The 26,239-nt window shown below is 65.7% G+C and carries 22 protein-coding genes; 19 read left to right on the forward strand and 3 right to left on the reverse strand.

Features of this window, described 5'->3' with window-relative positions; translation table 11 throughout:
* Positions 1-150 precede the first annotated feature (150 nt).
* Complete coding sequence (locus AC628_RS12255) at positions 151-384, reverse strand: hypothetical protein (RefSeq protein WP_074127071.1); 234 nt, start codon at positions 382-384, stop codon at positions 151-153.
* 71 nt (positions 385-455) lie between these two features.
* Positions 456-2,192 (reverse strand): YbaL family putative K(+) efflux transporter, encoded by a 1,737-nt coding sequence (gene ybaL / locus AC628_RS12260; RefSeq protein WP_074127089.1) that lies wholly within the window; start codon positions 2,190-2,192, stop codon positions 456-458.
* Positions 2,193-2,305: 113 nt separating this feature from the next.
* On the opposite strand from ybaL, the gene AC628_RS12265 reads away from it, so the two are divergent.
* The 14 genes from AC628_RS12265 (at position 2,306) to AC628_RS12330 (ending at position 17,551) form a co-directional block, all read left to right on the forward strand.
* Positions 2,306-2,971 carry an HAD family hydrolase gene (locus AC628_RS12265; protein WP_074127072.1) on the forward strand — a complete coding sequence of 222 codons (666 nt, stop codon included), beginning with the start codon at positions 2,306-2,308 and terminating at the stop codon, positions 2,969-2,971.
* A gap of 9 nt (positions 2,972-2,980) precedes the next feature.
* Positions 2,981-3,934, forward strand: a complete 954-nt coding sequence (locus AC628_RS12270) for a sugar-binding transcriptional regulator (protein ID WP_074127073.1) — start codon at positions 2,981-2,983, stop codon at positions 3,932-3,934.
* Positions 3,935-4,280: 346 nt separating this feature from the next.
* A complete protein-coding gene (locus AC628_RS12275; RefSeq protein WP_074127074.1) occupies positions 4,281-5,594 on the forward strand; it encodes an ABC transporter substrate-binding protein in 1,314 nt (437 codons plus the stop codon).
* A gap of 134 nt (positions 5,595-5,728) precedes the next feature.
* Entirely contained in the window at positions 5,729-6,601 is an 873-nt protein-coding gene (locus tag AC628_RS12280; RefSeq protein ID WP_074127075.1) for a carbohydrate ABC transporter permease, read from the forward strand.
* Positions 6,602-6,605: 4 nt separating this feature from the next.
* Entirely contained in the window at positions 6,606-7,436 is an 831-nt protein-coding gene (locus AC628_RS12285) for a carbohydrate ABC transporter permease (protein ID WP_074127076.1), read from the forward strand.
* Positions 7,437-7,452: 16 nt separating this feature from the next.
* On the forward strand, positions 7,453-8,460 hold the full coding sequence (locus tag AC628_RS12290) for an ABC transporter ATP-binding protein (protein WP_074127077.1): 1,008 nt from the start codon (positions 7,453-7,455) through the stop codon (positions 8,458-8,460).
* A gap of 139 nt (positions 8,461-8,599) precedes the next feature.
* Positions 8,600-9,373, forward strand: coding sequence for an SDR family NAD(P)-dependent oxidoreductase (locus AC628_RS12295; RefSeq protein WP_074127078.1), 774 nt, complete (start codon positions 8,600-8,602; stop codon positions 9,371-9,373).
* 118 nt (positions 9,374-9,491) lie between these two features.
* Positions 9,492-11,144 carry an FGGY-family carbohydrate kinase gene (locus AC628_RS12300; RefSeq protein WP_074127079.1) on the forward strand — a complete coding sequence of 551 codons (1,653 nt, stop codon included), beginning with the start codon at positions 9,492-9,494 and terminating at the stop codon, positions 11,142-11,144.
* A gap of 9 nt (positions 11,145-11,153) precedes the next feature.
* Entirely contained in the window at positions 11,154-12,092 is a 939-nt protein-coding gene (locus AC628_RS12305; RefSeq protein ID WP_074127080.1) for a carbohydrate kinase family protein, read from the forward strand.
* An 82-nt stretch (positions 12,093-12,174) separates the two neighbouring features.
* Positions 12,175-13,605, forward strand: a complete 1,431-nt coding sequence (locus tag AC628_RS12310; protein ID WP_074127081.1) for an amidase — start codon at positions 12,175-12,177, stop codon at positions 13,603-13,605.
* A 76-nt stretch (positions 13,606-13,681) separates the two neighbouring features.
* Positions 13,682-14,632, forward strand: a complete 951-nt coding sequence (locus tag AC628_RS12315; RefSeq protein ID WP_074127082.1) for an ABC transporter permease — start codon at positions 13,682-13,684, stop codon at positions 14,630-14,632.
* Positions 14,629-15,525, forward strand: coding sequence for an ABC transporter permease (locus AC628_RS12320; protein ID WP_074127083.1), 897 nt, complete (start codon positions 14,629-14,631; stop codon positions 15,523-15,525). The genes AC628_RS12315 and AC628_RS12320 overlap by 4 nt, the downstream gene beginning before the upstream one ends.
* 2 nt (positions 15,526-15,527) lie before the next feature.
* Positions 15,528-16,526 carry an ABC transporter ATP-binding protein gene (locus tag AC628_RS12325; RefSeq protein ID WP_074127084.1) on the forward strand — a complete coding sequence of 333 codons (999 nt, stop codon included), beginning with the start codon at positions 15,528-15,530 and terminating at the stop codon, positions 16,524-16,526.
* Complete coding sequence (locus AC628_RS12330) at positions 16,523-17,551, forward strand: ABC transporter ATP-binding protein (RefSeq protein ID WP_074127085.1); 1,029 nt, start codon at positions 16,523-16,525, stop codon at positions 17,549-17,551. The genes AC628_RS12325 and AC628_RS12330 overlap by 4 nt, the downstream gene beginning before the upstream one ends.
* A gap of 222 nt (positions 17,552-17,773) precedes the next feature.
* Here AC628_RS12330 and AC628_RS12335 read toward each other — a convergent pair whose 3' ends face one another.
* On the reverse strand, positions 17,774-18,769 hold the full coding sequence (locus AC628_RS12335; protein WP_074127086.1) for a LysR family transcriptional regulator: 996 nt from the start codon (positions 18,767-18,769) through the stop codon (positions 17,774-17,776).
* A 91-nt stretch (positions 18,770-18,860) separates the two neighbouring features.
* Here AC628_RS12335 and AC628_RS12340 point away from each other — a divergent pair, with 91 nt between their 5' ends.
* From AC628_RS12340 to AC628_RS12360, 5 genes are all read left to right on the forward strand, one after another.
* Positions 18,861-19,886, forward strand: a complete 1,026-nt coding sequence (locus tag AC628_RS12340; RefSeq protein WP_245321139.1) for an ABC transporter permease — start codon at positions 18,861-18,863, stop codon at positions 19,884-19,886.
* Positions 19,887-19,960: 74 nt separating this feature from the next.
* Positions 19,961-20,986 (forward strand): sugar ABC transporter substrate-binding protein, encoded by a 1,026-nt coding sequence (locus tag AC628_RS12345; protein ID WP_074127090.1) that lies wholly within the window; start codon positions 19,961-19,963, stop codon positions 20,984-20,986.
* Between the two features lie 160 nt (positions 20,987-21,146).
* Positions 21,147-23,285, forward strand: coding sequence for an ABC transporter permease (locus tag AC628_RS12350; protein WP_074127088.1), 2,139 nt, complete (start codon positions 21,147-21,149; stop codon positions 23,283-23,285).
* A complete protein-coding gene (locus tag AC628_RS12355; protein WP_083632809.1) occupies positions 23,285-24,406 on the forward strand; it encodes an SMP-30/gluconolactonase/LRE family protein in 1,122 nt (373 codons plus the stop codon). The genes AC628_RS12350 and AC628_RS12355 overlap by 1 nt, the downstream gene beginning before the upstream one ends.
* The gene (locus tag AC628_RS12360; protein ID WP_245321140.1) at positions 24,403-25,941 is read left to right on the forward strand and encodes a sugar ABC transporter ATP-binding protein; all 1,539 of its coding nucleotides are present in this window, start codon (positions 24,403-24,405) and stop codon (positions 25,939-25,941) included. Before AC628_RS12355 ends, AC628_RS12360 begins: the two co-directional genes overlap by 4 nt.
* Positions 25,942-26,239: the final 298 nt, after the last annotated feature.

Genomic DNA, 26,239 nt, shown 5'->3' on the forward strand with positions numbered 1-26,239 from the left:
GCCGCCAATATCATCGTGCAGGAAGATCTGGCCCCCCCCCCGCCGGCATTCCTCGGCGGCTAGAGCATGATCCGGAAAAGTGGGAGCCGGTTTTCCCTCGCGACAAACGCGAAGCGTTTGCGCGGAGATCATGCTCAAACAAAGAGTCACTCAGGTCTGGCCGCTGCGGGTGGAAACCAGCCGGATTTGCGTGACCTGGTCGGTATTCCCTGCGAGATAGGTCTGCGCATCGCGCACCAGCCGCTCGATTGCGGCGGCGTCGTAGCTCGGATGACGGGTGTTCAGATGCAAATCGGTCTCGATCTGCATCACATTGGTCGTGGCCTCGGCGCCGATCTCGATCAAGAACGACACCAGCGAAACGTGCGGGCTCTTGAACGCCATATCCTGTCTCCTTCTATCGCGTGATCGCAAGGCGCGGGCGTCGCCGCATCTGGCCGGTGCGCGGCGTCACCTCAGGCTGCGGAATCTTCCCTGGCGGCCGGCGCATGTTGCGTGGCCACGGCTGCGTGTCGCCGGTCGAGCTCCTCGATCATGCCACGGGCGATCTCGCGCTCGCCCATGATCACGATGTCGGCCCCGAGCCCCTTCAGATGATCGACCTCGGCATCGGAATGCGCGCGCGCGATGATCTGGATGTCGGCGTTCGCGGCGCGGGCCTGCTCGACGATCTGTCCGGCCTCGAATGCTTCGGGAATGGCGATGACCAGCGATCGCGCGCCGGTCGGATTGGTTGCACGCAGCACGCTGGCGCGCGCGGCGTTGCCCATCAGGGCTTCGATGCCGCGCTGCTTGAGCTTTGCGACCATGTCGTCGGACGCCTCGACCGCAAGGAACGGCGCGTTGCGCTGATGCAGAGCGTCGCCGACGATGCTGCCGACCCGGCCGTAGCCGACCAGGATGGTGTGATCCTGCAGGGCCGTGACCGGGATCGGCTCTGATGTCGCCGCAGTCGGCGAAGCGGCCTGCGGCTTGTCGAGCCGCGATGTCAGCCAGTCAACCACCGCGAATACCAGCGGGTTGAGCATGATCGAGAAGATCGCGCCGGCCAGGATCAGGTCGCGGCCGGCTTTCGGCAGCAGATTGAGCGCAACGCCGAGCTCGGCCAGGATGAAGGAGAATTCGCCGATCTGGGCGAGGCTCGCCGAGATCATCAGGGCGGTCGCCATCGGATGCCGGAACAGCGCGACGATCAAGAGCGCGGCGAGCGACTTGCCGACCACGATGACGAACAGAGTAGCTGCGAACGGCCAGGGCTCGCGCACCACGCTGAGCGGATCGAACAGCATGCCGACGGAGACGAAGAACAGCACCGCGAAGGCGTCGCGCAGCGGCAGGGTCTCCTGGGCCGCGCGCTGGCTGAGCGGCGATTCCCGCAGCATCATCCCGGCGAAGAAGGCGCCGAGCGCCAGCGAAACCCCGAACAGCTTGGTGGCGCCGAACGCGATGCAGAGTGCGATCGCAAGCACGGTCAGCCGGAACAGCTCACGCGAGCCGGTATGCGCGATGTAGTGCAGCACCCAAGGGATCAGCCGGCGTCCGACCACCAGCATCAGCGCGATGAACACAGCGATCTTGATCAGCGTCAGCACCAGCACGCCGGTCAACCCGAGGCCGAAGCGGGTGGCGAGCGGATCGGAGACGAGCGCTGCGCCATCGCCGCCGCCCTGGAAGCTTGCCACCGCCGGAAACAGCACCAGTGCGAGCACCATGGCGAGGTCTTCGACGATCAGCCAGCCGACCGCGATCTTGCCGCGCTCGGTGTCCATCAGGCGACGCTCTTGCAGCGCGCGCAACAAGACGACGGTACTTGCGACGGATAATGCCAGTCCGAACACCAGACCCGCGCCGACGGTCCAGCCCATCAGCAATGTGAGGCCGAGGCCCATCAGCGTCGCGACTGCAATCTGCGCGACCGCGCCGGGCACCGCGATCTTGCGCACCGACAGCAGATCGTTCAGCGAGAAATGCAGGCCGACGCCGAACATCAGCAGGATGATACCGAGCTCGGCGAGTTCGGTGGCGAGCGCCTGGTCGGCCACGAAGCCGGGCGTGAACGGACCCACGGCGACGCCCGCGAGCAGATAACCGACCAGTGGCGGAACCCGAAAGCGCTGGGCGATGGTTCCGAAGACGAAGGCGAGGCCGAGGCCCGCGACGACGGTCGCGATCAGAGGTGTGTCATGCGGCATTTCGCCTTGTCGCACAGCATCCTTGGCGGTGCACCGCGACCATTTGAGGCGCGGCATTCCGCGCGAAATTGTGATCTATTGCTCATGGCGTGAGCATATGATCTCATGCCGGGATGGATCCGCGGCTTCCCGAGACCGATCTGGTCATCTTCGACTGCGACGGCGTGCTCGTCGACAGCGAGGAATTGAGCTGCCGCTGCCTCGCCGAGGCGATGCTCCGGGCCGGCATCGAGATGAGCACTGAGCGGGCGCTCGAACTTTTTCTTGGCCGCAGCACCGCGGCCCTGGTCGAGTATTGCCGGGACGTGGGAAGGCCGCTGCCGGCGACTTTCCTGCCCGATCTGGCGGTGCAGGTCCGCGAGACCTTCCAATCTCAACTCAAGCCGATCGCCGGCATCGCGGCGGTGCTTGGGGAATTGCATCTGCCGTATTGCGTCGCCTCATCGAGTGACCTCGATCGGGTGAAGTTTTCGCTGGAGCTGACCGGTCTTGCGTCGAGCTTCGGGCCGCGTCTCTACACCTCGCAGATGGTCAAGCACGGCAAGCCGGCGCCGGATCTGTTCCTGCATGCGGCCGGCGCTATGCGGGCCGAGCCGCGCCGCACGCTTGTGGTCGAGGACAGTGTCAGCGGGGTAACCGCCGCAAAGGCCGCGGGCATGAAAGTGTGGGGATTTGTCGGCGGCGCCCACTATCGGCTGGCGGACGGCAGTGCTCTGCTGCGGCAGGCGGGGGCGGATCGAATCTTCGCCGCGATGAATGATTTCTGGATGGAAGGCTGACACAGCACGATGGCTGCGCCCGACAACGAAAAGTCTCGCCTCGACGATGCGGCGCGCGCCGGCTGGCTGTATTTCATCGCCGGCCACACCCAGGACGAGATTGCAAAAATGCTGCAAGTGTCGCGCGCCTCGGCGCAGCGCCTGGTCTCGCTGTGTCTTGCGGAGCGGCTGATCACGTTTCGCCTCGAGCACCCGATTGCGGCCTGCATGGAGCTGGCCTCGCGGCTGAAGGCGCGGTTCGACCTGGTGCATTGCGACGTGGTGCCGTCGGATCCGGCTGCGCCGCTGTCCAATGCCGGGATCGCCGAGCGCAGCGCCAATCTGCTGGAAATGACGCTGCGCTCGGAGACGCCCGTGATCGTTGCGCTCGGCACCGGCCGCGCGGTGCGCGCCGCGGTCGAACGGGTCTCGCCGATTGAACGGCCCGATCACCAGATCGTCTCGCTGGTCGGCAACATCTCCGCCGACGGCTCGGCGAGCTTCTACGACACAGTGGGACGGCTGGCCGATCGCACCGGCGCGCGGCATTACCCGATGCCGCTGCCGTTCCTGATGTCGAGCGAGGACGAGCGCAACCGCATGGTCCGCATCGACCCGATCGCGCGGGTGAGGGCGGTGGCCGCCAAGGCCGATCTGCGGCTGATCGGCATCGGCCAGATGGACCAGAAGGCCCAGGTCCATGTCGATGGCTTCGTCACCCGTGAAGAATTGTTGGAGATGATGCGGCTCGGCGCGGTCGGTGAGGTGACCGGCTGGGCCTATGATGCCAAGGGCCGCCTGATCAAGGGTGGCACCAACAAGCGCCTGACCAGCATTCCGCCGCAGATCCCGGCGGTATCGACCACGATCGCGGCCGCCGTCGGCGCCGCCAAGGTGCCGTCGATCAAGGCCGCGCTGGCGGGCCGGGTGATCAACGGCCTGATCACGGATGAGGCGACCGCGCGCGCTGTGCTGGATCGATAGTCGCCACGAGTCGGCTGCGCTCCCTCTCCCGCTTGCGGGGGAGGGTTGGGGTGGGGGTCCATCCTCAAGTCATATTTGTTGAGAGAGCCCCCCACCCGGATTGCATCTCCGATGCAATCCGACCTCCCCCGCAAGCGGGAGAGGTGCGGAGAGTCTGCCGGCAGATCCCTCCGAACATCACGGCGCTCGGTGCTGTTCGCTTCCGCAAAAACCTTCCCTTCCAACGCGCAGTGGAACCCGCAATCGCGCGGGACGGCGCACCCGCGTGCTTGACAAACTTTAACGACGGGATGAACATACGCTCAACACGTGGGCATATGCTCAACGTGACATAAGGGAGGTCACCTTGAAAAACGTCCTTTGCGCCGTTGCGGGCGCGGCCAGTCTTTTGATCTCTGCCCCCTCGATCGCCCAGACCACCCTGACGGTGGCGACCGTCAACAACAGCGACATGATCCGCATGCAGGGGCTCACCAGCGAATTCACCGCGAAGAACCCCGACATCACTGTGAAATGGGTGACGCTCGAGGAGAACGTGCTGCGCCAGCGCGTGACCACCGACATCGCCACCAAGGGCGGTCAGTTCGACGTGCTCACCATCGGCACCTACGAGGTGCCGATCTGGGCCAAGAAGAGCTGGCTGGTGCCGCTCGACAAGCTCGGCGCCGACTATGACGTTGGCGACCTGCTGCCGAAGATCAAGGATGCCGTCTCGGTCGACGGCAAGCTCTATGCCGCACCGTTCTACGGCGAGAGCTCGATGGTGATGTACCGCACCGACCTGTTCGACAAGGCCGGCCTGAAGATGCCGGAAAGCCCGACCTGGGACTTCGTGGTCGATGCCGCCAAGAAGCTGACCGATAAAGCCGGCGGCGTCTACGGCATCTGCCTGCGCGGCAAGGCCGGCTGGGGCGAGAACATGGCGTTCCTGACCGCGATGTCCAACTCGTTCGGCGCGCGCTGGTTCGACGAGAAGTGGGAGCCGCAGTTCAATTCGCCGGAATGGAAGAAGACGCTCACGACCTATGTCGACCTGATGAAACAGGCCGGACCTCCGGGTGCCTCGTCCAACGGCTTCAACGAGAACCTCGCGCTGTTCAGCGCCGGCAAGTGCGCGATGTGGATCGATGCCACGGTGGCGGCGTCCATGGTGACCAACCCGAAGGATTCCAAGGTTGCCGACAAGGTCGGCTTCGCACTGGCCCCGAATACCGGGCTCGGCAAGAACGCCAACTGGCTGTGGGCATGGAGCCTCGCGATCCCCGCCGGCTCGAAGAAGGTCGATGCGGCCGAGAAGTTCATCGCCTGGGCGACCAGCAAGGACTACACCAAGCTCGTCGCGTCGAAGGAAGGCTGGTCCAACGTGCCGCCCGGCACGCGCACCTCGCTGTACAAGAACCCCGACTATCTGAAGGTCGCGCCCTTCGCCAAGCTGACGCTGGCCTCGATCGATGCCGCCGATCCGAACAAGCCGACGGTGAAGCCGGTGCCGTATGTGGGCGTGCAGTATGCGGCGATCCCTGAATTCCAGGGCATCGGCACCCAGGTCGGCCAGCAGTTCTCGGCCGCGTTGTCCGGCTCGACGTCAGTCGATGCGGCGCTCTCGGCTGCGCAGTCCGCAACCGAGCGCGAGATGAAGCGCGCGGGCTACATCAAATAAGCCACGCCCGGACAAAGCCAGGGCGCAGCACGCGCCTTGGCCGCCCGACCGGCTCAAACCTCCCGAGCTGGACTACTTGCGACCATCCTGTCCCGCAGCGGGATGGTCGCCCCTTTCTAGAGAAGGAGGCGGGGATGGCGACCCAGCAGACCCAACTGCTCGCACGCACGTTGCTCACGCCCGCCGTGGCACTGCTGTTCATCTGGATGATCGTGCCGCTGGCGCTCACGATCTATTTCGCGACCCTGCATTACAATCTGCTCGATCCCGGCTCCGAATCCTTCGTCGGGCTGGAGAATTTCCGCTACTTCCTGACCGATCCGGCCTTCCTCGCCTCGCTGCAGAACACGCTGGTGCTGGTCGGCTCGGTGCTCGCGATCACGATCATCCTCGGCGTGCCGCTGGCGCTGTTGCTGGACCAGCAGGTGGTCGGGCTCTCGATCGTCCGGCTGATGGTGATCGCGCCGTTCTTCGTGATGCCGACGGTGAGCGCGCTGGTCTGGAAGAATCTCCTGATGCATCCGGTGTCTGGCCTGTTCGCCTGGATCGCCCATCTGTTCGGCCTGCCCGCGATCGACTGGTTCAACGATGCACCGCTGTTCTCGGTGATCCTGATCGTCTCCTGGCAGTGGCTGCCGTTCGCGACCCTGATCCTCTTGACCGCGCTGCAATCGCTCGACGAGGAACAGAAGGAGGCCGCCGAGATGGACGGCGCGAGCGCGATCTCGACCTTCGTCTACATCACGCTGCCGCACCTGGCGCGTCCGATCACGGTGGTGATCCTGATCGAGACCATCTTCCTGCTCACGGTGTTCGCCGAGATCTTCGTCACCACCGGCGGCGGCCCCGGCCTGCAGACCACCAACATCGCCTTCCTGATCTACTCGCAGGCGCTGATCCAGTACGACGTCGGCAGCGCCTCGGCGGGCGGCCTGGTCGCGGTGGTGCTCGCCAACATCGTTGCGTTCTTCCTCGTTCGTATCGTCGGCCGGAACCTGGAGGCGTAACGTCATGGCGCGGATGGTCACGACACGGAACAAGGTGATCTCGACGGCGGCGGCCTGGCTGGCCGGCTTCCTGATCTTCTTCCCGATCCTCTGGATGGTGCTGGCGAGCTTTAAGACCGAGCTCGAAGCCTTCGCGATCCCGCCGTCGTTCCTGTTCTTCCACTGGACCACGGAGAACTACGTCACGGTGCAGGAGCGCAGCGACTACCTCCACCACGCGCTCAATTCGATCATCATCGCCGGCGGCTCGACGTTGATCGCGATGCTGATCGCGATCCCGGCGGCGTGGTCGATGGCGTTCTCGCCGACCAAGCGCACCAAGGATGTGCTGCTCTGGATGCTGTCCACCAAGATGATGCCGCCGGTCGGCGTGCTGGTGCCGATCTACCTGATCTTCCGGACGGTCGGCCTGCTTGATACAAGAAGCGGCCTGATCTTCATCCTGTGCCTCGGCAATCTGCCGATCGTGATCTGGATGCTGTTCACCTATTTCAAGGAGATCCCGAAGGACATCCTCGAGGCGGCCCGGATGGACGGCGCCACGATCGGGCGCGAGCTGATCTATGTGCTGACGCCGATGGCGGTGCCGGGGCTCGCCTCGACCTTGCTGCTCAATCTGATCCTGGCGTGGAACGAGGCGTTCTGGACCCTCAATCTGTCGACGCTGGAGGCGGCGCCGCTCACCGTCTTCATCGCATCCTATTCCAGCCCGGAAGGATTGTTCTGGGCGAAATTGTCGGCGGCGTCGACGCTCGCGATCGCGCCCATTCTCGTGCTCGGCTGGTTCAGTCAGCGGCAACTAGTCCGCGGCCTGACCTTCGGCGCGGTCAAGTAGCAGAAAGGCTTGTCCCATGGGTCGGATTACGCTGCAGGGTGTGCAAAAATCGTTCGGGCCGGTCCACATCATCAAGGGCGCCGATCTCGAGATCACCGACGGCTCTTTCGTCGTCTTCGTCGGTCCGTCAGGCTGCGGCAAGACCACGCTGCTCCGGTTGATCGCGGGGCTCGAGGACGTCACCGGCGGCGCCATCCTGATCGACGGCCGCAACGTGGTCGACGTGCCGCCGGCCAAGCGCGGGCTGTCGATGGTGTTCCAGTCCTACGCGCTCTATCCGCATATGAGCGTGCGCGGCAACATCGCATTCGGCCTGAAAATGGCAGGTGTCGCCAAGGACGAGATCAACCGCAAGGTCGAAGCCGCCGCGGCCACCCTCAACCTGACGCCCTATCTCGACCGCAAGCCGCGCGAGCTCTCCGGCGGCCAGCGCCAGCGCGTTGCGATCGGCCGCGCCATCGTGCGCGAGCCGAAGGCGTTCCTGTTCGACGAGCCGCTGTCGAATCTCGACGCCGCGCTTCGGGTGCAGATGCGGCTCGAGGTGACGCGATTGCAGAAGCAGCTCGGCACCACGGCGATCTACGTCACCCACGACCAGGTCGAGGCCATGACCATGGCCGACAAGATCGTGGTGCTGAACGGCGGCAAGATCGAGCAGTATGGTTCGCCGCTCGAGCTCTATGAGAAGCCTAACAACCTGTTCGTTGCAGGCTTCATCGGCTCGCCGAAGATGAATTTCGTGACCGGCGAGCTCGCCAAGCAGCAGGGCGCCACCACCATCGGGGTGCGGCCCGAGCATTTGAAGGTCGAGCGCGACGGGCAGGGCGGCTGGCAGGGGACGGTGGCGGTCGCCGAGCATCTCGGCAGCGACACCTTTCTCTATGTCGATGCTGCGGCGTTGGGAATGCTGACCGCGCGCTATGTCGGCGAACTCGACCTGCATCCCGGCGATAAGGTGTCGCTGATCCCGGATCCCGCGCGCATCCATCGTTTCGACGACAGTGGCAAATCGATCCACGCGTAGAGCATGATCCGGAAAAGTGTGAAGCGGTTTTCCGAACAGATCATGCTCAGAAAAAGCACGGATGGTCTCCGCTGTCGATCTCGCTCTGGCCGGGGCGGCACGCCCGCGAAACGCGGGCTCTAGGCAAAGGAAGAAGAAAATGTATCTCGAGAAATTCAGGCTCGGCGGCAAGACCGCCATCATCACCGGCGCGGGGCAGGGCATCGGGCTCGCCTGTGCCGAAGCGCTGGCCGAAGCCGGCGCCAAGGTCATCATCGGCGACCGCGACGCCAAGGTCGCCAATGACGCGCAGGCGGCGCTGAAAGCCAAGGGCTATGACGCCGATATCGCGGTGATGGACGTGACGGATTCCGGCCGCGTCTCGGCGGTCGCCGACGAGTTGGTGCGCAAGTACGGCAAGGTCGACATCCTCGTCAACAATGCCGGCATCGCCCGCAGCGAGACGCCGGCCGAGACCGTGACCGACGAGCACTGGCTCAACGTCATCGACGTCAATCTGAACGGCACGTTCTGGTGCTGCCGCGCCTTCGGCAATCACATGCTGAAGGCCAAATCCGGCACCATCGTCAATGTCGGCTCGATGTCCGGGTTCATCGTCAACAAGCCGCAGGAACAGTGCTTCTACAACGCCTCCAAGGCCGCGGTGCATCATCTCACCAAATCGCTGGCGGCCGAATGGGGCGCCCGCGGGGTCCGCGTCAACGCGGTGGCGCCGACCTATATCGAGACGCCGCTGAACGCCTTTGTGAAGAACAGCCCCAAAATGTACGACGCCTGGATCGGTGGAACTCCGATGGCGCGGATGGGGCAGGTCGACGAGATCGCCTCCGTCGTCTTGTTCCTGGCGTCCGAGGCGGCGAGTTTGATGACCGGAAGCATCGTTCTGGTCGATGGCGGTTACACTTGCTGGTAGGCTCGCGTCGAAGCATGATCCGGAAAAGTGGGGACCGGTCTTCCGGACGATGCTGACACAAGAAGTGCGAGCGCGATGACGTTCCCAAGCAACGTCGTCACGCTCTGACGGAGCGAAAATGCGGCAAGCCTATATCGGGGTGGATGTCGGAAGCACCAGCGCCCGCGCGGGCGTGTTCGACGAGGCCGGGAAGCTGCTGGGCTCGGCCCGGCATCCGATCCGGGTCTGGCATGAGCCCGGTGACATCGTCGAGCAATCGTCCGATGACATCTGGGCGGCCTGCGTTGCCTCCGTGCGCAATGCGATGCGCGAGGCCGCGGCTGGCGCCGAGCAGGTCAAGGGCATCGGCTTTGACGCAACCTGCTCGCTGGTCGTGCTCGACCGGGCAGGCCGGCCGCTCACCGTCAGCCCGTCCGGCGATCCCGCGCGCAATGTCGTGGTCTGGATGGATCACCGCGCGATGGACGAGACCGAATTCGTCAACGCGACCGGAGATCGCGTGCTGCGCTATGTCGGCGGCGCCATCTCGCCCGAGATGGAGATCCCGAAGATCCTCTGGCTGAAGCGGCATCTGCCCGCGACCTTCGAGGCCGCCGGGCACTTCTTCGATCTCGCCGACTATCTCTCGTTCCGCGCCACCGGCTCGCTGGCGCGCTCGACCTGCACTGTCACCTGCAAATGGACCTATGTGGCCGGTGAGGGCGGCTGGAGCGAACCCTTCCTCAAGCGGGTCGGGCTCGCGGCGCTCGCCGCAGATCGCTTTGGGCGCATCGGCACCGAGATCGTGCCGCCCGGCTCGCCGCTCGGCCGCGGGCTGTCGGAGGACGCCGCGCGCGATCTCGGTCTGATGCCGGGAACCGCGGTCGGCGCCTCCTTGATTGATGCCCATGCCGGCGGCGTCGGCGCGATCGGCGGGCGCGACGGTTCAGGCGCCGAGGTCGATGTCTGCCAGCGATTGGCCTACATCATGGGAACGTCGGCCTGCATCATGGCGACGACCGTCGAGCCCTGTTTCGTGCCCGGCGTCTGGGGCCCGTATTTCGAGGGCATGGTGCCGGGCTTCTGGCTCAACGAGGGCGGCCAGTCGGCAGCGGGCGCCGCGATCGACCATCTGCTCAAATCGCATCCGGCGCATGCCGAGGTCTTGGCTGCCGCGAAGAGCGACGGCATAGATGTCATCGAGTATCTCGAGAAGCGGATCCTGGCGCGCAGCGGCAATGCCGGCGCGGCCGCGCTGCTCGCGCGCAACGTTCACGTCCTGCCTGAGTTTCTCGGCAACCGGTCGCCCTATGCCGATCCCGGCTCACGCGCGGTGATCGCCGGGCTCGATCTCGACACCGACGTGTCGGCGCTGGAGCGGCTGTTCGTCGCCGGCCTGTGCGGCCTCGCCTATGGCCTCGCCGATGTCATCGATGCCCTGCAGGCCCATGGCGTCAGCGGCAAGACGATCGTGATCGGCGGCGGCGCCAGCCGCAGCCCGCTGGTGCGCCAGATCATGGCCGACACGACGGGCTACACGGTGGCGTTGCCGCAGACGCAAGAACCCGTATTGCTGGGCGCTGCGATGCTGGGCGCAGTCGCCAGCGGCGCGCATCATTCGATTAACTCCGCAATGGCTGGCATGTCGGCGCTCGGGCGGTTGAGCGAACCGACCAGGCCTGAGCTTGCCGATTTCCACCGCAGGAAACGCGGTGTGCACAAGATGCTGCGGGCGCTCGATCGCGACAGCCGCGAGGCGATGAAGCGGGCGCCCGGCGAGGCGCCGGGTTAAGGTGTTTGCATGCTGCTGAGTTGCGGAGATGCGCTGATCGATTTCCTTCCGTCGCGGACGGCGGATGGACGCGAGGCCATGACTCCGGCGGTCGGCGGCTCCTGCCTCAACATCGCGATCGGCAGTGCGCGGCTCGATGTGCCCACCGGCTTTGTCGGCGGCATTGCGACCGACACGTTCGGCCGGATGATCGCCGATCATGCCGCAGCTTCAGGCGTCGATCTCAGCCGCGCGACGCGCAGCGACGACCAGGCTACGCTCGCCTTTGCGCGCGTCACCGGAACCGAGACGCAATACGCCTTCTATGACGCCGACACCGCAGCGCGGAACTGGACCTACCGGCGCGAAGCGATCGCGCTCGATGGCGTCACCTGCCTTCACACCGGCTCGACCACGCTGGTTCATGACAAGGGCGCAGCCGAGACGCTGGCCTTTATCGAGAATATCAGAGCAAACGTGACGATCGCGCTTGATCCGAACTGCCGGCCGAATTTGGTCAAGGACAAGGACGCTTATCGCACGCGCATGCTGGCGTTCTGCGGCAAGGCGGACATCGTGAAAATGTCCGACGTCGACTTCGCCTATCTGTTCGGCGATGAGGCCTACGCTGACAGGGCCGGGGCGCTGCTGTCGGGCGGCGCGTCGCTCGTCGTCATCACGCGCGGAAACGAGGGCGCCTCTGCCTGGCATCAAAAGGCCGGATCGATCGAGGTCAAGGCGCCGGTCGTGAATGTCGTGGATACAATCGGCGCCGGCGACTCTTGTCAGGCGGCGCTGCTCGCCGCGCTGCACCGGCTGGATCGGATCGCGCGGCAGCGGCTGCGCGACATCTCCGCCGCCGAGCTCACGCGCGCGCTGGCCTTTGCCTGCAAATGCGCCGCCTTCACCTGCACCCGCGCCGGCGCCGATCCGCCGCGGAGCCGGGAGTTGCCCGCCGATTATTGGTAAGCCATGCGCCTGAGATGATGGACTTGCCGCACGGGGCGCGGCACGATGCCGTGATCGAACACCGATGCGAGCGCGTGCCCGAATGAGCGACGATCTGTGCCTGCTATCAGCCGTTGAGCTTCGCGCGCGCATCGCCGCCAAGGACGTGTCGCCGGTCGAGATCACCGCGACGGTGCTCGCCCGCGCCGAGCGGCTGCAGCCCGAGCTGAACTGCTTCATCACGCTGTGCGGCGACGAGGCGATGGCGCAGGCGAAGGCTGCGGAGCGCCACGTGATGGCCGGCGAGCCACTCGGCCTGCTGCACGGCATTCCCTTCACCGTGAAGGACATCGTCAGCACCAAGGGCGTGCGCACGACCTTCGGCGCGGTGCCCTATCAGAACAACGTACCCGACCATGACGCCGTGGCGGTGGCCCGGCTCCGTGCGCAGGGCGGAATATTGCTCGGCAAGACCACGACGCCGGAGTTCGGTAGCAAGTGCCTGACCGACTCGCCGCTGTTCGGCCGCACCCGCAATGCATGGAGTGCGGAACGTTCCAGCGGCGGCTCCAGCGGCGGCGCGGCGGTGGCGGTCGCGAGCGGCATCGCGCCGCTGGCGGTTGCGACCGACGGCGGCGGCTCGACGCGGATTCCTGCGGCCTGTAACGGCGTGGTCGGGATCAAGCAGAGCAACGGCGTGATCCCGCACAGCCAGGTGCAGGACGCCTTCGGCAACCAGACCTATGTCACGCCGACCACGCGAACGGTCTCGGACACCGCGTTGATGATGCAGGCGATGGCCGGCGAGGATCCGTCCGATCCCTGGTCGATCGGCGTGCCGGTGCCTGACTATCTCGACCTTGCGGCGCCGCGCGGTGATCTCACGGGCAGGCGGGTGCTGTTTTGTCTATCGCCGCCGGGTCGCCCGGTGACCGCGGATGTCGCCGCTGCGTTCAAGGCGAGCCTCGATCGGCTGGCCGGCTTAGGTGCGGAACTCGAGGAATTTTCCGGCGATGGTTTCGACATCGAGCCGATCTGGCGCGCCATCAATCACACGGTCTGGCGCACCCGTTTCGAGAAGCTCGCGGCCGATCATCCCGATGATCTCAGCCCGACCTTCCTGAAGCAACTCGCGCTCGCCGCGAAGGTGAGCGGCGTCGACTACCAGCAGGCGATGTTCGACCGCACCGCGCTGTTCCGCCGCGTGCAGTCATTGCTCGCGCGCGGCGACCTCCTGGCGATGCCGACCCTGACCCGCACGGCGCTGCCGATCGATCAGGATCTGTTCGGCACCATCGAGATCGACGGCCAGAGCTTCGACAGCGTGCGGCCGCACTGGTTTCCCTGGACCATGCCGTTCAACATGACCGGGCATCCCGCGGTCAGCATCCCCGCAGGCTTCGGCCGCGACGGTCTGCCGATCGGTCTGCATCTGGTCGGCCGCTTCCGGGCCGACGCGGAACTGCTGCGCGTCGCGGCGCTGTTCGAACAGGCGAGTGACCTGCTCGGGCGCTGGCCGGCCGTCGCGTCGTGAATGGCGCGGCGAGGGGCTTGCATTCGATCGCGAACATGTTGAAACCTGCAGCCTGTTCCTCACTGTTCGGGCGGGCATGAGCGTATTCTTCCTGCGGCGGATCCTGACCCTGGTGGCGACGTTGGTCGCGGCCTCGCTGATCATTTTCCTGGTGCTCGACGCGCTGCCCGGCAATGCCCCCCAGATGCTGATGGGCGCCGACGCCTCGCCCGAGGCGGTGCGCGCGCTCACCGTCAAGCTCGGGCTCGATCAGCCGCTCACGGTTCGCTATCTGCTCTGGATCAAGGGCATGGCGGTCGGTGTTCTCGGCAACAGCTATGTCTATGGTACGCCGGTGGCCGGCCTGATCGCGGAGCGGCTGGTGCTGACCATTCCACTCGCGATCATGTCGATGCTGATCACGGTGGTGCTGGCGCTGGCCGCCGGCATCTACACCGCGGCTAACCATAATAAACTCGGCGATGTCGGCGTGATGTCGCTGACCCAGATCGGCATCGCGCTGCCGAATTTCTGGTTCGCGATCCTCCTGATCCTGCTGTTCTCGGTGAAGCTGCAACTCTTGTCCGCCGGCGGCTTCGCCGGCTGGGATGACGGCATCTGGCCCGGGATCCGCTCGCTGCTGCTGCCCGCGATCTCGCTCGCCGTGGTGCAGGCCGCGATCCTTGCCCGCGTCACCCGCTCGGCGGTTCTCGAGGTGCTGCGCGAGGACTTTGTGCGTACCGCGCGCGCGAAGGGGCTCGGCAAGCGCGAGGTGCTGTGGCGCCACGTGCTGCGCAACGCGATGATCCCGGTCATGACGGTCATGGGCCTGCAATTCGCCAATCTCTTGGCCGGCACCATCGTGATCGAGAACGTGTTCTATCTGCCGGGCCTCGGACGGTTGATCTTCCAGTCGATCGCCAACCGCGACCTGATCGTGGTGCGCAACTGCGTGATGCTGCTGGCCGCGATGGTCGTGATCGTCAATTTCGTGGTCGATGTGCTCTATGCCTTCATCGACCCGCGCATCAAGGTCGCCAACCTGTGAGCGCGCCGCTGACCGCATCCGCCGGCACGGCGGCGATCGCACCGGGCGCAAGGCCTGTGACCGGCTTCTGGCGCCGCGCGCTGCGTCATCGCAGCTTCGTGCTCGGGGCGGTGCTCAGCCTGTTCGTGCTCGGCGCGGCGCTGCTGTCGCTGGTCTGGACGCCGTGGTCGGCTTACGACATCGATGTCGCGTCAAAACTGCACCCGCCGTCGGCGGCGCACTGGCTCGGCACCGACGTGCTCGGCCGCGACATCGTCTCGCTGCTCCTGGTCGGTGCGCGCTCCACCATCATGGTCGGCGTCATTGCGGTGGGCATAGGTCTCAGCTTCGGCGTTGGCCTCGGCCTGATCGCCGCCGCGCGCAAGGGTTGGACCGAGGAGCTCATCATGCGGATGAGCGACTTCACCTTCGCCTTTCCCGCGGTGCTGTCGGCCATCATGCTCGCCGCGGTCGCAGGGCCGGGCATGGTGACCTCGATCACCGCAATCGGCATCTTCCAGATCCCGACCTTCGTCCGCGTCACCCGCGGCTCGGCCAACGCGATCTGGGCCCGTGAGTTCGTGCTGGCCGCGCGCGCCGCGGGCAAGGGCTCATTCCGCATCACCATCGAGCATGTGCTGCCGAACATCCTGTCGATCCTGATCGTGCAGGCGACGATCCAGTTCGCGCTCGCAATCCTCGCCGAGGCCGCGCTGTCCTATCTCGGGCTCGGCACCCAGCCGCCGCAGCCGTCCTGGGGGCGCATGCTCAATGATGCGCAGACCTTGCTGTTCCAGTCGCCGATGCTCGCGGTCTATCCCGGCGCCGCGATCGCGATCGCGGTGCTGGGGCTCAATCTGCTCGGCGACGGCTTGCGCGATCTGCTCGATCCCCGTCTGGCGCGGGAGCGGTGAGCATGAGCGACGCGCCGCTGATCGAGGTGAAAAATCTGGGCGTCCGGCTCAACACCAGCCGCGGCCCGGCGCAGGCGGTGCGCGGCGTCAGCTTTGCGCTTCGCCGCGGCGAGACGCTCGGGCTGGTCGGCGAATCCGGTTGCGGCAAGTCGGTCACGGCGCTGGCCCTGATGGGGCTGTTGCCGGACAGCGCCGTGATCAGCGGCAGCGTCCGACTCGACGGCGCGGAGCTGGTCGGCCTGCCGGACGCAGCCTATTGCATGCTGCGCGGCAACCGCATCAGCATGATCTTCCAGGAGCCGATGACCGCGCTCAATCCGATGCACACGATCGGGCACCAGGTCGCCGAGCCCTTGCTGCGCCACACCGGCGTCTCGGCTGCGCAGGCGCGGCAGGAGGCCATCGCCTTGCTCGATCGCGTCGGGCTGCCTGATGCGGCGAAGCGCGTCGATGCCTATCCGCACCAATTCTCCGGCGGCCAGCGCCAGCGCATCACCATCGCGATGGCGCTGGCCTGCCAGCCCGATGTCTTGATCGCCGACGAGCCGACCACTGCCCTCGACGTCACGATCCAGGGCCAGATCCTCGATCTGATCGCCGGCCTCGTCGCGGAGCGCGGCATGTCGATGATCCTGATCTCGCACGATCTCGGCGTGATCGCCGAGAATGTCGAGCGCATGATGGTGATGTATGGCGGCACCGTCGTCGAAAGCGGCGCCACTGACGCCGTGTTCACGCGGATGGGCCACCCCTACACGCAGGGCCTGTTCCGCGCCCGCCCACGGCTCGGCGCGCGCAAAGGCACACGGCTCAAGACCATCGCCGGCACTGTGCCGGAGCTGGCCGACCTGCCCGCGGGCTGTACCTTTGCCGATCGCTGCACGATCGCCGAGGCGCGCTGCCGCGCGGCGCTGCCGGCCGTGGTCGATGTCGGCGCCGCGCATGGCGTGCGCTGCATCAGGACCGACGTCTCGATGACCACAGGGGGCGCCGGCGCATGACGATGCTGGACCAGCCTTCATCCGCAACGCCGCTGCTCGCGGTGAAGGATCTCGCGCAACGCTACACGCTGCCGCGCGAGAGCCTGTTCAAGCCGCCGGCGCAGGTGCACGCGCTCAACGGTGTCACGGCGCAGGTCATGCCGGGCAGGAGCCTCGGTGTCGTCGGCGAATCCGGGTCGGGCAAATCGACCCTTGCGCGGCTGGTGATGGCGCTGGAGCGGCCGTCGGCGGGGCAGGTCGCGCTGCTCGGCCGCGACCTCAACCGGATGCCGCCGGATGAGCTGCGCCGCGCCCGCCGTGATTTCCAGATGGTGTTCCAGGATCCCTATGGCTCGCTCGATCCGCGGCAGACCATCGCGCGCATCGTCGCCGAGCCGCTCACCGCGCTCGGGCGCATCGATCGCGCGACCCTGCGCGAGCGCGTCGCCAGGGTGCTGCGGCAGGTCGGGCTGCGCGATGCCGACATGGACAAGTTTCCGCACGAATTCTCCGGCGGCCAGCGCCAGCGCATCGCGATCGCGCGCGCGCTGATCACCCAGCCGAAGCTGATCGTCGCCGACGAGCCGGTCTCGGCGCTCGATGTCTCGGTGCAGGCGCAGGTGCTCAATCTGATGCAGGACCTGCAGGACGAGTTTGGCCTGAGCTACATCCTGATCAGCCATGACCTCGCGGTGGTCGATCTGCTCTGCGACGAGATCGCGGTGATGTATTTCGGGCGGATCGTCGAGCAGGGGCGGCCCGCCGATCTGTTCGCGCACTCTGCCCATCCCTATACGCGCGCGCTGCTCGATGCGGTTCCGCGGGCGCGGGCCGGCGGTGTCCGGCGGCGCCGCGGCGCGCAAGCGATCGGCTCGCAGGCGTCGGCCGCGGCCGGGTGCCCTTACGCGCCGCGCTGTCCGCTGGCCGACCAGCATTGTCGCGAGACCGCGCCTGCGCTACGCAATGTCGGAGACGCCCATCTGGCGGCCTGCCATCACGCCGAAGCCGTGATGGCGCTGCCGCCTGTGGTCGCCGAGGCCGGTTAGTCCTTTGTGCGGGGTTACTCAGATTAGGTTGAATCGATCTGGCGGCAGACTGGCTGCACCTCTCCCGCTTGCGGGGGAGGTCGTATCGCATCGAAGATGCGATACGGGTGGGGGCTCTCTCCAGGATGTGACTCGTGGAGAGAGCCCCCACCCCAGCCCTCCCCCGCAAGCGGGAGAGGGGGCACACTGTCTTTGCGACTCAACCTGATCGTATCGCCGTCTCTATTCAGCCGCGATGCTGGTCGGAATTGGAATCGCCACCTTGGGGCCCGTCTTTGCCGCGCGGCGGCTCTTCTTGCTGAAGCGGCTGCCGGCCAGCAGTGCCGCGGCGGCGCGCAACTGCTCGCGCAGCCATTGATTGGTGGTGTCGCCCTCGGCGGTGGCATGCCAGTAGAGATAGTTGACGTGCGGGCTGATCGGGAACGGGCAGGGGAAGCACTGCAGCAACCCGGGATCCTCCAGCACCGAGGCGGCGCTTTCCGATGCCGTGAGCAGCATGTTGCTGCGGCTCACGACATGGCAGGCGGTCGCAAAATTCTGGCAGGTCAGGCGGACGGTGCGGGTCAGGCCGAGGCGCTGCAACTGAAAATCCTCGAACGACACGCCGCTGCGCCGCGATGTCACGCAGACATGCTCCATGCGCAAGTAAGCCTTCTTGTCGAGCCGCGCGCGGAGCTCGGGATGGCCGCGCCGGGCGAACACCGCGATATGCTCGGTCAGGATCTGCTCGCGCCGCATCTCGGTCGAGAGCGGCAGCAGCGTATCGATCGCAACGTCGAGCGTGCCGGCGGCCAGCTCACGCTCCAGATTGTTGCGCTCGCTGCGCACCGTGGCGATCTCGACCAGCGGTGCGACGCTGCTGATCCGGTTGATCAGCGCGCTCAGCATCGGCGCCTCGAGATTGTTGCGCAGGCCGATCACGAAGCGCTTCGGCGTCTTGGCCGGATCGAACCGGTTGGTGTGGGTCAGCGTCGTCTCGAGGCCGTTGAGCGCCTGGCGCACGGTGGTGATGATCTGGCGCGCCAGCGGCGTCGGCGTCATCACGTGATGGCGGCGCACGAACAAGGGATCGTTGAACATCGCGCGCAGCCGGCTCAGCGCGTGGCTCACCGCGGGCTGCGTCAGGTTGAGACGGAAGCAGGCACGGCTGACGCCGCCCTCGGAATAGATCGCGTCGAACACCACGAACAGGTTCAGATCGATATCGCGTACATGCATGGAAATAATCAATCCGTATCCGTCGAATGCATTTGACGAATATGAGTTGCCACTCTTAAAGTCTCAAGCAAAATAATACCTGGAGGAAACGATGAGCGTGCAATCGCCATCGCGCGGCGTTGCTGTCCCTGCGGCATCATCTCGCTCGGGCTCAATGTTCGCAAAGCCGAGCCAGGAGCAGATCGTGCTCCTGATCACGATCGCGCTTCTGGTGGTGTTCGGCCTGACGCTGAACGGTTTTGCCACCGTCTCCAACCTGCTCAATCTATTGCGCAGTATTTCCATCCTCGGCGTGCTCGGCCTCGGCATGGGGCTGATCGTGATCAGCCGCGGCATCGACCTCTCCGAGGTCGCGATCATGGCGGGTTCCTGGGCCATCGCGCTGATCTATATGCAGAACGGCATGCCTGTTTTCACGGCAGTGCTGCTGGCGCTGGCAATTGCGGTGCTGATCGGCGTCGTCAACGGCGTGATGGTCGCCTTCGTCGAGGCGCCGGCGCTGTTCGTGACGCTGGCCGCAGGTTTCGTGATCTATGGCCTCGCGTTCTGGATCGCGCCGGCCTGGGTGGTCTACGCGCCGAAGGACGCGCCGGGCCTGATGTATCTCGGCGCCGGACGGCTCTTCGGCGTCCCGGTTCCGATCCTGGTGTTCGCGGCCTGTGCGATCGCGATGCACCTGTTCCTGTCGCGCACCTCGATCGGCCGCTTCATCTATGCGCAGGGCGACAATCCGGAGGCCGCGCGGCTGACCGGCATTCCGCTGCGGCCGCTGATCGTGCTCGAGCACGTGCTGGTTGCGCTGCTCGCCTGGATTGCAGGCCTGGTCTGGGTCGGCACCACGGGCAGCATGCAGATGGCGATCACGCAGGGGACAATGATCTTCGACGTCGTGCTGGTCGTCGTGATCGGCGGCATCAGCCTGATTGGCGGCCGCGGCAGTGTGTTCAGCGTTGTGGTCGGCTGCGTCCTGATCGGCACGCTGCTCAACGCCTTCACCATCATGGACGTCAACAGCGAGGTGCAGAACATCATCAAGGGCGTGGTGCTGCTGGCGGCGATCGTGCTCGACAATTGGCTGCATCCCCGCGACGAGGAGACCGCGCGGCAGGGCGATTAGTGCGAGTGTTCCCCGCGCCAAGATCAATCATAACAAGTCCAAATCAATCAAAAGAATTTCTTGTGGAGGAGACGATGAAGACGACGAAGTTCTGGACGATCCTGCTCGCCGGTGTGGCGGTTGCCGCGATGCCGTTCGCGGCATCCGCGCAGGAGGAAGGCACCAAGGCCGGTCGCGAGCTGCGCGGCGCCTACGACAAAGCGCTGCAAGGCAAGACCGTCGCCTATCTGCCGATCGCGCTCGGCGTGCCGTTGTCGGACGAATGGGGCCGCGTGGTGCAGGAAGAGGCCGAGTGGCGCGGCATGAAATACGTCGTGCGCGATCCCAACAACAATCCATCCGCCATGCAGCAGGCGCTGACCGCGCTGGTCGACCAGAAGCCCGACGTCCTGATCGTGCAGAACCCGAGTGTGACGCTGCTGATGAAGGACCTCAAGCGCGCCGAGGCCCAGGGCACGCATGTGATCCAGGTCAACATGGCCTCGAACTACAAGTCCGGCGCCTTCGTCGGCGTCGACTGGCGCGAGATCGGCAGGTTGCTCGCGAACGAAGCCGTCAAGGCCTGCGGCACCGGCTCCGGCAAGTCGGGCAAGGTGCAGATCGTACAGGGCGAACTGACCGCGGCGGCCAGCGTCGACCAGGTCGGCGCCATCATGGATGTGCTAAACAAGGATCCCAACATCAAGGTGGTGTCGAACCAGGCGGCGAACTGGGACGCCAACACCGCGCTCAACATCACCGCGACCGTGATTCAGCAGCATCCCGATCTCTGCGCCTCCATCGGATTCTGGGGCATCATGGAGTCGGGCGCGGCGCAAGCGATCCGCAATGCCGGCAAGATCGACGACGTCAAGGTGTTCGCCTCGGGCGAGGGCTCGCAGCTCGATTGCGATCAGGTCACATCAGGCAATTTCAGCAAGTTCCTCAGCTACAAGGCGACCGAGCAGGGCCACGACCTGATGTTCGCGGCGGAGACGCTGCTGATGTCCGGCGACAAGCCCGGCACGAAGAACCTGTCCTATTACACGCGGCCGATCTGGATCGATAAGTCGAACGCCTCGCTCGGCGGCACCTGTTTCGCGCTACCCAAGAAAAACTAACAAGGCGCGGGGCAGCCGGCGCGGGGGGCATTCCCGCGCCGGCTGTATCACGAGCATGATCCGGAAAAGTGGAAGCCGGTTTTCCGAGAAGATCATGCTCAAAAAGAGAGACGAGATCACGATGTGATGTCTCGCATCATGATCGAGGAGTGCTTTGACGATGTCGATGGCCGTTGATTCCCTTGCCGCATCGGTGCGGCGGTTCTCACCCCGGCTCCTGCTGTCGGAGCTGTTGCTGAAACAGTGGTTCGAGCCGGTCGTTCCGTTCACGGTAATGATCGGGCTGTGGGCCTATTTCGCGCTCACCATTCCCGACTACGCCTCGGTGCAGAACTCGGTGTCGCTGCTGCGGCTGTTCGCCGAATTCGGATTCGTCGCGCTCGCGATGGGCTTCTGTCTCGTCACCGGCGGCATCGACCTTTCGGTCGGCGCGATCTTCGCGCTGTGCAATTTCGCGGCGCTGTACTTCCTGCTGGTGCGCGAATGGCCGGTCGGCCTTGCGGTGCCGGCGACGCTGCTGGTCGGCGCGCTGCTCGGCAGCATCAACGGCTTCCTGATCGGCTTCCTGAAGACGCGGCCGTTCCTGACTACGCTGGTGACGCTGATCATCCTGCGCGCCTCGGTCAATCTGCTCAACACCAGCTATGCGCAGGTATTCGCGACCAACTCGATCGACAGCGAAGCCTGGGATGTCATCGGCGGTGGCAGCGTGCTCGGTATTCCCGTCAATGCGGCGACGCTGTTCGTGGTGCTGCTGATCTGCCACATCTTCCTGTCGCGCTCGCGCTATGGCTGGCATCTCACCGCGATCGGCGCCAGCCGCAAGGCGGCGCGCCATGCCGGCATCCGCGTCCGCTTGATGCTGTTCATGACCTATGTGCTGTCGGGCACGCTGTGCGCGGCGAGCGGCATCTTCTACGCGGCGCGCCAGGCCTCGACGGATTCCACCACCGGCGTCGGCTGGGAATTCCAGGCGCTCACCGCCGTGGTGCTCGGCGGCGTGTCGCTGGCCGGCGGCAAGGGCACGGTGTGGCGGGCGATGATCGGCGCGCTGATCATCTTCCTCCTGATCAACGGCCTCGTGCGGATGGGTATCCCGGGCTACGTCACCTCGGCGGTGACGGGCATGATCCTGCTTGCGGCCGTCGGCATCGACGTCAAATGGTCGAAGAACCGCGGCAAGGCGATCCAGAAGATCTATGTCAATCCGGCCTTCGTGCCGCTCGCCTCGGCGCCGGCAGTGCAGCCCGGCGCGGCGTCGCCCTATGCGCAGAACGACCGGCTGATCAAGGCGCAGGCAATCGGCGTCGATCAGGTCGAGGGGCCCGAGGACGTCATCCTCGATCGCCAGGGCCGGCTCTACGGCTCGACCCGCGACGGCAATGTGATCCGCTTCTCCGGGCCTGATTTCAAGACCCGCGAGGTGTTCGCCCATATCGGCGGCCGGCCGCTCGGCATGCAGTTCGATCGTGACGAGAACCTGATTGTCGCGGTGGCCGGCATGGGCGTCTACGGCGTCGCGCCCGATGGCCGCATCTTCAAGGTCACCGACGAGACCAACCGCACCTGGTACAAGCTGAACGACGACAGCCGCCTGCGCATGGCCGATGACCTCGACATCGCGCCCGACGGCAAGATCTATTTCAGCGACTGCACCACGCGCTACGAGATGACCACCAACACCCTCGACCTCCTCGAGGGCCGGCCGAACGGCCGCGTGGTCTGCTACGACCCGGCGACCAAGACCACGCGCACGGTGATCAACCACTTCTATTTCCCGAACGGGATCTGCGTCTCCCACGACGGCAAGTCGATCCTGATTGCGTCGACCTCGCTGTGCAAGGTGTTCCGGCACTGGATCGACGGGCCGAACAAGGGCAAGACCGAGGTGCTGATGGACGAGCTGCCGGGCAACCCCGACAACATCAACCGCGCCTCCGACGGCACCTACTGGCTGGCGCTGGTCGGTATCCGCACGCCGACATTCGACCTCGCCGCGCGCAAGCCCGGCTTCCGCCTGCGCATGGTCAAGCAGGTGCCGACCGACGAATGGCTGGCGCCCGCGCTCAACCATGGCTGTGTGCTGAAGTTCAACGAGAAGGGCGAGGCTTTGGAATCGTGGTGGGACCCGACCGGCATCTCGCATTCGACCCTGACCTCGATGCGCGAGCATCAGGGCTATCTCTATCTCGGCGGGCTCGAGAACAACCGCATCGGCCGCATCAAGCTCGACGGCGTCGACGACAGCTGGACCGGCTACGACGCGTACTGGGGCGCAAAAAGCAGGGTGACGAAATAATGGGATTCTTCGATCATCTGCTGCGCGACATCCGCAGCGTCGTCGACCGCGACGGCGGCCAGAACGCGATCCCGCCGCTCGACGGCGCACTCAGCCCGAACGACCGGCTCGACACCGCCGTGCCGATCGGCGAGCCGCTGCCAGGCGTTGATGACGTGATCGCCGCCGGCGACGGCGCGGTCTATGTCTCCGCCGGCCGAAAGGTGCTGAAGCTCAGCGGCGCGGATTTTTCGACCCGTGCTGTCATCGCCGAGTTCGAGGACGACGCCGGCGGGCTTGCGCTGCATCCGGACGGCCGTCTGCTGGTCTGCGTCGCGGGCAGGGGGCTTGCGGCGATCGATCCCGCCAAGCCCGCGGCGCGCTGGCTCGATGCAGTCGGTGGCAGCGCGCTCACGGGATTGTTGTCGGTGACGGCGGCGCCCGATGGCCGCATCTATGCGGTCGAAGGCAGCGTCGGCCGCCGACCCGGCGAGTGGCGGCACGATCTGATGGAGAAGCGCGCCAATGGCCGCCTGATCAGTTGCGGGGCCGGCCTCGACAATCCGCAGCTGCTGCTGCGCGACCTGCCATATCCCTACGGCGTGATGGTCTCGGCCGACGGCAACAGCCTGTGGCTCACCGAGAGCTGGGCGCATCGCCTGAGCCGGTTCGCTCTCACTGCCAACGGGCTTGGCCCGCGCGAGATCGTCGCCGCCAACATGCCGGGCTATCCGGCGCGGCTGCATCCGGACGGCCACAGCGGGCTGCTGCTTGGCATGTTCGCGCGCCGCACGCATCTGATCGAATTCGTGCTCAAGGAAGACGATTTCCGCGAGGAGATGATGGCGACGATGCCGCCCGAATACTGGGTGGCGCCGGCGCTGGTCGGTGGCAGCGATTGCCTGGAGCCGATGCAGATCGGCAGCGTCAAGGCGCTCGGCATCCAGAAGCCATGGGCGCCGCCGCGCTCCTATGGCCTGCTGGTGCATCTCGATGCCGAGGGCGAGGCCAGCGACAGCCTGCACAGCCGCGCCGGCGGCCGCTTCCACGGCATCACCGCCGCTTGTGCTGCGCCCTCCGGCATCGTCATCGCCGCGCGCGGCGCCGGACGGCTGCTGCGCTATACGGGAGACCTGCGATGAATGACGGCGTGATGCAGGCGGCGACCGCGACCCAGTCAGCAGCCCGTGAGCCGGTGCTGCGGATCAGCAACGGCTCCAAGATCTATGGCGGCGTCCACGCCATCGAGGGCGTCAATTTCGACCTCTATCCCGGCGAGGTGCATGCGCTGGTCGGCGAGAACGGCGCCGGCAAGTCGACGCTGTGCAAGGCGATCGCCGGCGCCATCAATCTCACCTCGGGCGACTATCTGCTCGACGGCAAGCCTGCCAATTTCGAGCAGCCGCGTGACGCGCTCGATGCCGGCATCTGCATGGTCTATCAGGAGACCAGCCTGGTGCCGACCATGACTGCGGCGCAGAACATCGAACTCGGCAATGAAAAGCTGCTGACGCGCTTCCGCACGCTCAACATCCAGGCCCAGCAGCTGTTGCAGTCGCTCAACTTCCATGTCGATCCGGCAACCCCCGTGGCGCTGCTCGGTACCGCCAAGAAGCAGATGGTGGAGATCGCGCGCGCGATCTACAACAAGGCGCGCATCATCATCTTCGACGAGCCGACCGCGTCGCTGACGCCGGAGGAGATCGTCCACTTCTTCCATCTGGTGCGCGACCTGCGCGCCCGCGGCGTCTCGATCATCTACATCTCGCATGCGCTGGAGGAATCGCTGCAGATCGCCGACCGCATCACCGTGCTGCGCGACGGCAAGTTGGTGATCACGGCGCCCGCCAAGCAGCTGACCCGCGATGCGCTGGTGCAGCACATGGTCGGGCGCGAGGTGGCGCAGGCGGTCTATGGCGGCAAGGCCAAGACCCATCAGCGCCGCGAGAAGGTGCTGACGGTCGAGAACGTCACCATGGGCATGGCGGTCAAGAACATGTCGTTCTCGGTCTATGCCGGCGAGGTGGTCGGCATCGCCGGCCTGATCGGCTCCGGCCGCACCGAGATCGCCAAGATCATCTACGGCGCGCTGAAGCGCAATCTGGTCAATGGCGGCACCATCCGGCTGCGCGGAAAGCCGATCCGCTACCGCGTGCCGCGGCAGGCGATCAATGACGGCATCGCCTACATCACCGAGGACCGCAAGGCCAACGGCTTCTTCGAGACCATGGTGGTCGACGACAACGTCTATATCGGAAGCCTCGCTACAAGGAAGGGCTGGAGCTTCCTGCTGTCGCGCGCAAAGCGCAGCAAGCTCGCCAACTACTGGGTCGACCGGCTCAAGATCAGCGCCTTGCAGCGCAAGGCGCGGATCATCGAGCTGTCCGGCGGCAACCAGCAGAAGGTGGTGCTGGCCAAGACCCTGGTGCAGGAGCCGTCGATCATCTTCTTCGACGAGCCGACACGCGGCGTCGACGTCGGCACCATCCCGCATATCCACGGCGAAATCCGCCGCCTCGCCGACGAGGGCAAGGCGGTGGTGGTGATCTCGTCCTACCTGCCGGAGATCCTCGCGGTCTCCGACCGCATCCTGGTCGCCCGCACCGGCCGCATCGTCGCCGAGTTCGACGCGGCGGATGCGACCCAGGACAAGATCCTGTACGCCGCGGTGCATTGAGGGCCGCGACGCGGCCGCGTCGAATTGCGGTAGGTTGGATAGCGCAATGCAATCCGCCATTCTGGCTGCCGTAGCGCGCCGCGAGCATGCGATGCGTGGGCCATCGGCCGTGCACCAAATTCGGTGTCGTCCCTGCAAAAGCAGGGACCCATAGCCACTGATCGCTGTCGGTTCGCAGCGCCGGGGCCGCAGCTTATTTCAACAACAAAGGTCTGGGGTTATGGGTCCCTGCTTTCGCAGGGACGACAGCCGTGGGCGTGGCGCATCCCGCCCTTGACAATTATTTTAAGTATAAAAT

This window comes from Bradyrhizobium sp. NAS96.2, assembly GCF_001908235.1.
Classification (GTDB): domain Bacteria; phylum Pseudomonadota; class Alphaproteobacteria; order Rhizobiales; family Xanthobacteraceae; genus Bradyrhizobium.